Genomic DNA, 6,232 nt, shown 5'->3' with positions numbered 1-6,232 from the left:
TAGCGAGTAGTCCGGTGGCCCGCCGGGGCCGGCCTGGCGGGCCCGCCGGTCAGGCCAGGCCCCGGCGCGCCACCTTCGGCGGACGGTGACCGGCGATGGCCGCGACCATGTCCACCACCTGCCGGGTCTCCGCGACCTCGTGGACCCGGTAGATCCGGGCCCCGAGCCACGCGGACACCGCCGTCGTCGCCAGCGTCCCGATCAGTCGTTCCTTGACCGGTTTGTCGAGCGTCTCGCCCACGAAGTCCTTGTTGGAGAGCGAGACCAGCACCGGCCAGCCGGTCTCCGTCATCTCGCCCAGCCTGCGCGTCGCCTCCAGCGAGTGCCGGGTGTTCTTGCCGAAGTCGTGCCCGGGATCGATGACGATCCCGTCCCGGCGCACTCCCAGCGCCAGGGCGCGCTCGGCCAGGTCCAGCGTCACCCGCAGGATGTCCGCCATCACATCGTCGTAGCCGACGCGGTGCGGCCTGGTCCTGGGCTCGGCTCCGCCCGCATGCGTACAGACCAGCCCCGCGCCGTACCGCGCGGCGACCTCCGCGAGCTTGGGATCCACACCGCCCCACGCGTCGTTCAGCAGATCGGCGCCCGCCTCGCAGACCGCCTCGCCCACCTCGTGCCGCCAGGTGTCGACGCTGATCACCACATCCGGATGGCGGCGGCGCACCTCGGCGACGAAGCCGACCGTACGGCGTGCCTCCTCCGCGGCCGTGACCTCGTCGCCGGGCCCGGCCTTCACTCCGCCGATGTCGATGATCGCGGCGCCCTCGGCCACCGCGCGCTCGACATGGGCGAGGGCGGGCTCGTCGTGGAAGGACGCGCCCTGGTCGTAGAAGGAGTCCGGGGTCCGGTTGACGATCGCCATGATCACCGGCTCGTACGCGTCGAATTCCCGACGTCCCAGCCGCAGAGTCCCGCCGCGCATCCCTGCTCCCTCCTGGTGTCCGCTCGCCTGTCTCGCGTCCGCTCGTCTGCGACCTTAACGGCCTTCCCGTGGCACCATCGGCACCGGACGTTTTCCTGCCAGGGGAGAAGCTCGTGTTCTTGTTCTTGCTCATCGCGATGGTCGTGGTCGTCGCCGCGGTCACGCTCGCGGTCATCGGCGGCGGAGATCAGCCGGTCCTGCCGGAGGCCGCGCCGGACCGGCTGCTGGATCCCCTGCCCTTGACCCGTCCCGTCGGCCGCGCCGATGTCGAGATGCTCCGGCTGCCGCTCGGTCTGCGCGGCTACCGGATGGCGGAGGTGGACGACGTGCTCGGCCGGCTCGGCGCGGAGCTCGCCGAGCGGGACGCGCGGATCGCGGAGTTGGAGGCGGCGCTGGCCGGAGCCCAGGCGACAGCGGTCTCCTCGCCCGACCTCTTCAAGAAACCGGGAGAGGAGAGCGGCCGATGAGCGCTGCCGGCGGTGTGGTGGCGGGACCCGACGGGCGGCTGCGCTGCCCATGGGGACTGTCGACGGAGGACTATGTCGCGTACCACGACTCCGAGTGGGGCCGGCCGGTCCGCGGCGACGATGTGCTGTTCGAGCGGCTGTCCCTGGAGGCCTTCCAGTCCGGTCTCTCCTGGATCACGATCCTGCGCCGGCGCGAGGGCTTCCGCGAGGCGTTCGCCTCGTTCAAGATCGCGTCCGTGGCGGAGTTCACCGACGCGGACCGTGAGCGGCTGCTCGCCGATCCCGGGATCATCCGCAACCGCGCCAAGATCGACGCGACGCTCGCCAACGCGCGCGCCCTGGCGGAGTGGCCGGCGGGCGAGCTGACCACTCTGATCTGGTCCCATGCGCCGGATCCGGCCCGCCGGGCGCCCAGGACATCGGCCGACATCCCGGCGGTCACGGACGAGTCCACGGCGCTGGCGAAGGACCTGAAGAAGCGCGGTATCCGCTTCGTCGGCCCGACCACGGCCTATGCGCTCATGCAGGCCTGCGGTCTGGTCAACGACCATCTGGCCGCCTGCGCCTTCCGCAATCCCTGACGGACGCCGGCGCGGGTCCTGGATCCCGCGCCGGCTCCCGCGTCCGGCCCGCCGTCAGCGGCCCACGTACCTCGGCTTCTCCTTCGCGAGGAACGCCCGCACCGCGATCGCGTGGTCCTCGGAGGCGCCCGCCCTCGACTGGAGCTCGTCCTCCTTCTCCAGCGTCCGCGCCAGCGACTGTGCCGCGCCGTACGCCAGCGACTCCTTCAGCGCCGCGTACGCGAGGGTCGGGCCCGAGGCGAGCGCGCGGGCCGTCGCGGCGGCCTCGGCCGGAAGATCGGCCGCGGGTACGAGCCTGTCGACCAGGCCCAGCTCGTACGCCTCCGGCGCCTTGACCGAGCGCGGGAACAGCAGCAGATCCGTGGCCCGGCCGCGGCCGATCAGCCGGGGCAGCGTCCAGGAGACACCGGAGTCCGCGGTCAGCGCGACGCCCGCGAAGGACGTGTTGAACGCGGCGGTGTCCGCCGCGAGCCGGTGGTCCGCCGCCAGCGCGAAGCCGAGGCCCGCGCCCGCCGCGATCCCGTTGATGCCCGCCACCACCGGCTTGGGCATCTCGGTGATCGTCCGCAGGATCGGGTTGTAGTGCTCCCGTACGGTGCTCATGGTGTCCCCGGAGCCGCGCTCGCGGTCCGCTTCGAGCAGGGCCGTGTGCTCCTTGAGGTCCTGGCCCACACAGAACGCCCGGTCGCCCGAGGCGGTCAGCAGCACGGCCCGTACGCCGCTGTCGTCGGCGGCGGCCCGCAGCGCGTCCCTGAGCGCGACCTTGGCCTCGACGTTCAACGCGTTCATGGCCTCGGGCCGGTTGATCGTGATCGTTGCGAGTCCGTCAGTCACGTCGTAGAGCACGGTGTCGGCCATGATCGGGTCCCTTCGCGGCTCGGGCAGTCCTGTCCGGCCCCAGCATGGCGGAGATCACCGGCGACGGCATGTGACCTGCGTCTAAGAATGCCGGGCCGCCGTGGCGGGGCGCGGCGGCGAAGTATCGCAGGCGGATCGCCGAATTGAGTGGTTTTGCGGGAGCGCGTTGCATAAGCGATGCCGCCCGATGTTGGTCATCGGGTCCCGCCATGCGGGATAATGGGCTGGAAGCAATGTGTTCGATGCCGGTGACACAGCGCCTGTGATGGGGCCGCCGGCTGCGATGAGCTGGTTTCAGGAAGGGGAACGAGCATGGCGGCCATGAAGCCGCGAACGGGCGACGGCCCGCTCGAGGTGACCAAGGAGGGGCGGGGCATCGTCATGCGCGTTCCGCTCGAAGGCGGCGGTCGGCTTGTCGTCGAGCTGACTCCGGACGAGGCGGATGCGCTGGGCGACGCGCTGAAGAAGGTCGTCGGCTGAGCGGAAGGCTCACAGTCTTCGGGGTGCACGGTCGCGCCCGCGGACCGGCACCGACGCTGCCCCGGCACGGATGAGAGTCCGTACCGGGGCAGTGTGATGTTCCGTGGTGGTACGGCCTCGTACCCCTCGTACCAGGGTGTACGGCTCCATCCCGCGCGCTGTTCGCGGCCTCAGCCGCGCCGCACCGCGCACAGCAGTCCGTCGCCCACCGGCAGTAGCGTGGGCAGCAGCTCCGGGCTCTCCCGTACGGTCCGCAGCAGCTCCCGCAGCCGCAGCACCTCCGCCGGCTGCGCCGCCGAGTCGACCGTCCTGCCGTCCGCGAAGACACCCTCGAAACAGACGAGTCCGCCGGGCCGGAGCAGCCGCAACGATTCAGCGAGGTAGTCCAGGCACTCAAGGCGGTCGCCGTCGCAGAAGACCAGGTCGTATCCGCCGTCGGCGAGCCTGGGCAGTACGTCCAGGGCCCGGCCCGGGATGAACCGCGCGCGGTTGCCCGTGAATCCGGCCGCCCGGAAGGTCTGCCGGGCGAACTGCTGGCGCTCCGGCTCCGTGTCGACCGTGGTCAGGACGCCGTCCGGCCGCATGCCCAGGAGCAGATACGTCCCGGAGACACCGGTGCCGGTGCCGATCTCGGCCACCGCCTTCGCATCCAGCGTGGCGGCGAGCAGACGCAGCGCGGCTCCGGTGCCTGGTGACACCGAGCGAAGCCCTGTCTCACGGGCCCGGTCCCGGGCCCAGCGCAGTGCTTCGTCCTCGGCGACAAAGGCGTCGGCGAACGCCCAGCTCGTCTGCCGGTTGGCGGTAATGACCCTCTCCTTGTCCCCGTTGGCGGCGCAACGGTGACTGTATCCGCTGCGCCCGGGAACCCGCAGATGGGACCAGGCGTTATGCAGGGGTGTGGCTCTCTCGTGATTCAGCTCGGTCGGCGCGGGGGCCGGTCGGAATTTCGCGTAAAGATTCTTATCCGGAGCTAACGGGCGGAGTGGCTATGGTAGGGGCTCCACTGGACACCACCAGAGCCGACAGGGGAGGTGCGGCTGCGCCTGTGGATCGGGGAGGAGCGCTGACGCGCTATCTCAGGTCGGCCGGCAAGCCGAGATCCGTGACCAACTTCGCTGACCGTTCTCGCTCCACCGACTCCGCAATTACCGCGACCTTCGCATCGGATGCGGAATCGCAGGCGTGGACGCCTCCCAGCTGGGAGGAGATCGTCAGCACGCACAGCGGACGTGTCTACCGCCTCGCCTACCGCCTCACGGGCAATCAGCACGACGCCGAGGACCTGACCCAGGAAGTCTTCGTCCGGGTCTTCCGCTCGCTGTCGACGTACACTCCCGGCACCTTCGAGGGCTGGCTGCACCGGATCACCACCAATCTCTTCCTGGACATGGTCCGCCGCAAGCAGCGGATCCGGTTCGACGCGCTCGGGGACGATGCCGCGGAGCGGCTGCCCAGCCGTGAGCCGTCGCCTCAGCAGGCCTTCCACGACACCCACTTCGACGCGGACGTCCAGCAGGCGCTGGACACCCTCGCGCCCGAGTTCCGCGCCGCCGTGGTGCTCTGTGACATCGAGGGCCTGTCGTACGAGGAGATCGCGGCCACGCTCGGTGTCAAGCTCGGCACCGTACGGAGCCGGATCCACCGTGGGCGCTCGCATCTGCGCAAGGCCCTTCAGCACCGTTCGCCCGAGGCCCGAGCCGAGCAGCGCGCCTTTGTGAGCGTGGCCGGGGAGGGCGGAGCGGCGTGAGTGGCACAAGCCCGACCCCCGCCGAGCAGCATCTGGGCGACCGGCTCGCCGCCCTGGTGGACGGAGAGCTGGACCATGACGCGCGTGAGCGCGTGCTGGCCCATCTCGCGACGTGCGCCAAGTGCAAGGCGGAGGCCGACGCCCAGCGGCGGCTGAAGAGCGTCTTCGCCAAGACGGCCCCGCCGGCGCCCTCCGCGGGGCTGCTCGCGCGACTCCAGGGACTGCCCGGCGGATCTCCGGGAGATGATGACAACACAAAGGGGCTGTTCGACGGGGGGCGCTTTGGTGAGGGCGTCTTCGGTGTGCGCCCGGACGGCTTCGGTGTGCGCACGGACGGGTTCGGCTATGTCCCGGCCGGTGCCCACGCGGGCGCGCTGTCCAGCGGCTCCGGCTTCCGTATCCATGAGGTCGCACGCCAGGAGGCCGAGCGCTCGCCGTGGCGCGGACGGCGCTTCGCCTTCGCCGCCGCCAGCGCGGTGTCGTTCGCCGCGATGGCCCTCGGTGGCACGATGCCGCTCGGCACGGCCGCCGATGCCCTGCCCAGGGGCTCGGGCAACACTGTGACGCCGATGCGGGCTCCCGGCACGATCACGCCGACGGGCGGTGAGTCGGGCCGGCGCCAGGGCGGAGGCGGTGGACTGCTGCCGCACTCCGTGGACCGTAGGGCCGCCGAGGCGCCGCCCGGAGTGTTCCAGACCCAGACGCTCTCCGAGCACCCGTTCGCGCCGGGCATCCTGATGGGCGCCGTACAGTCGCCGTTGATACGGCCCGCGGATCCGGCCGTCCAGATCGACGCGGTTTCCGCGACCGGTTACACCGCCACACCCAGTCCCACCCAGCTCGCCGCACCGACGCTGCCCGCAAGCACGTTCTCGACCCGGCGCTGAGCGGCCCTGCGCGGACGTTCGTAAACCTGGTTGAATCCTTACAGGGGTGCCTCTGTCGGGGCGCGGAGCGGCAGTTGCGGGGAGAGCATGGACGACGGGAAGCCCACCGGACCCAAGGCGACATGGTGGAGCCGGCCCCCAGCGGGACGCGCGATACCGCAGGAGCCGGAGGTGCCGCCGGCGCACGGCGGCGAGGTGACGGCGCAGTTGCCTCCCGTCGCCGACGAGGTGTCAGGGTCCGGCGAGCACGCTCCCGGGCCCACGCTCGCGGCGCCCGCCGATCAGCTCGC

The 6,232-nt window shown here is 71.4% G+C and carries 8 protein-coding genes and 1 pseudogene; 6 read left to right on the top strand and 3 right to left on the bottom strand.

Annotated features, from left to right (window positions below; genetic code table 11):
• Nucleotides 1-49: 49 nt before the first annotated feature.
• Nucleotides 50-922 (bottom strand): dihydropteroate synthase, encoded by an 873-nt coding sequence (gene folP / locus GA0115259_RS19010; protein WP_093598419.1) that lies wholly within the window; start codon nt 920-922, stop codon nt 50-52.
• Nucleotides 923-1,035: 113 nt separating this feature from the next.
• On the opposite strand from folP, the gene GA0115259_RS19005 reads away from it, so the two are divergent.
• Nucleotides 1,036-1,389: a DivIVA domain-containing protein gene (locus tag GA0115259_RS19005; protein ID WP_093598415.1), complete on the top strand. Its 354-nt coding sequence runs from the start codon at nt 1,036-1,038 to the stop codon at nt 1,387-1,389.
• Nucleotides 1,386-1,970, top strand: coding sequence for a DNA-3-methyladenine glycosylase I (locus tag GA0115259_RS19000; RefSeq protein ID WP_093598412.1), 585 nt, complete (start codon nt 1,386-1,388; stop codon nt 1,968-1,970). Before GA0115259_RS19005 ends, GA0115259_RS19000 begins: the two co-directional genes overlap by 4 nt.
• Before the next feature lie 54 nt (nt 1,971-2,024).
• Here GA0115259_RS19000 and GA0115259_RS18995 read toward each other — a convergent pair whose 3' ends face one another.
• Nucleotides 2,025-2,828: a 2-cyclohexenylcarbonyl CoA isomerase gene (locus GA0115259_RS18995; RefSeq protein ID WP_093598409.1), complete on the bottom strand. Its 804-nt coding sequence runs from the start codon at nt 2,826-2,828 to the stop codon at nt 2,025-2,027.
• A gap of 312 nt (nt 2,829-3,140) precedes the next feature.
• Between GA0115259_RS18995 and GA0115259_RS18990 the strand changes: the two genes are divergently transcribed.
• Complete coding sequence (locus GA0115259_RS18990; RefSeq protein WP_003966491.1) at nt 3,141-3,308, top strand: DUF3117 domain-containing protein; 168 nt, start codon at nt 3,141-3,143, stop codon at nt 3,306-3,308.
• Nucleotides 3,309-3,478: 170 nt separating this feature from the next.
• Here GA0115259_RS18990 and GA0115259_RS18985 read toward each other — a convergent pair whose 3' ends face one another.
• Complete coding sequence (locus GA0115259_RS18985; RefSeq protein WP_256098047.1) at nt 3,479-4,114, bottom strand: O-methyltransferase; 636 nt, start codon at nt 4,112-4,114, stop codon at nt 3,479-3,481.
• Nucleotides 4,115-4,296: 182 nt separating this feature from the next.
• Here GA0115259_RS18985 and sigE point away from each other — a divergent pair, with 182 nt between their 5' ends.
• From sigE to GA0115259_RS39640, 3 genes and pseudogenes are all read left to right on the top strand, one after another.
• Nucleotides 4,297-5,055: an RNA polymerase sigma factor SigE gene (gene sigE, locus GA0115259_RS18980; RefSeq protein ID WP_176732588.1), complete on the top strand. Its 759-nt coding sequence runs from the start codon at nt 4,297-4,299 to the stop codon at nt 5,053-5,055.
• Nucleotides 5,052-5,942 carry a zf-HC2 domain-containing protein gene (locus tag GA0115259_RS18975; RefSeq protein WP_093598404.1) on the top strand — a complete coding sequence of 297 codons (891 nt, stop codon included), beginning with the start codon at nt 5,052-5,054 and terminating at the stop codon, nt 5,940-5,942. The genes sigE and GA0115259_RS18975 overlap by 4 nt, the downstream gene beginning before the upstream one ends.
• Before the next feature lie 87 nt (nt 5,943-6,029).
• Nucleotides 6,030-6,232, top strand: a pseudogene (locus GA0115259_RS39640) (protease); the annotation flags it as partial.

This window comes from Streptomyces sp. MnatMP-M17 (assembly GCF_900091995.1).
GTDB lineage: Bacteria > Actinomycetota > Actinomycetes > Streptomycetales > Streptomycetaceae > Streptomyces.
Note: the sequence above shows the minus strand (reverse complement) of the source record. Positions and strands in the feature narration are given on the sequence as shown.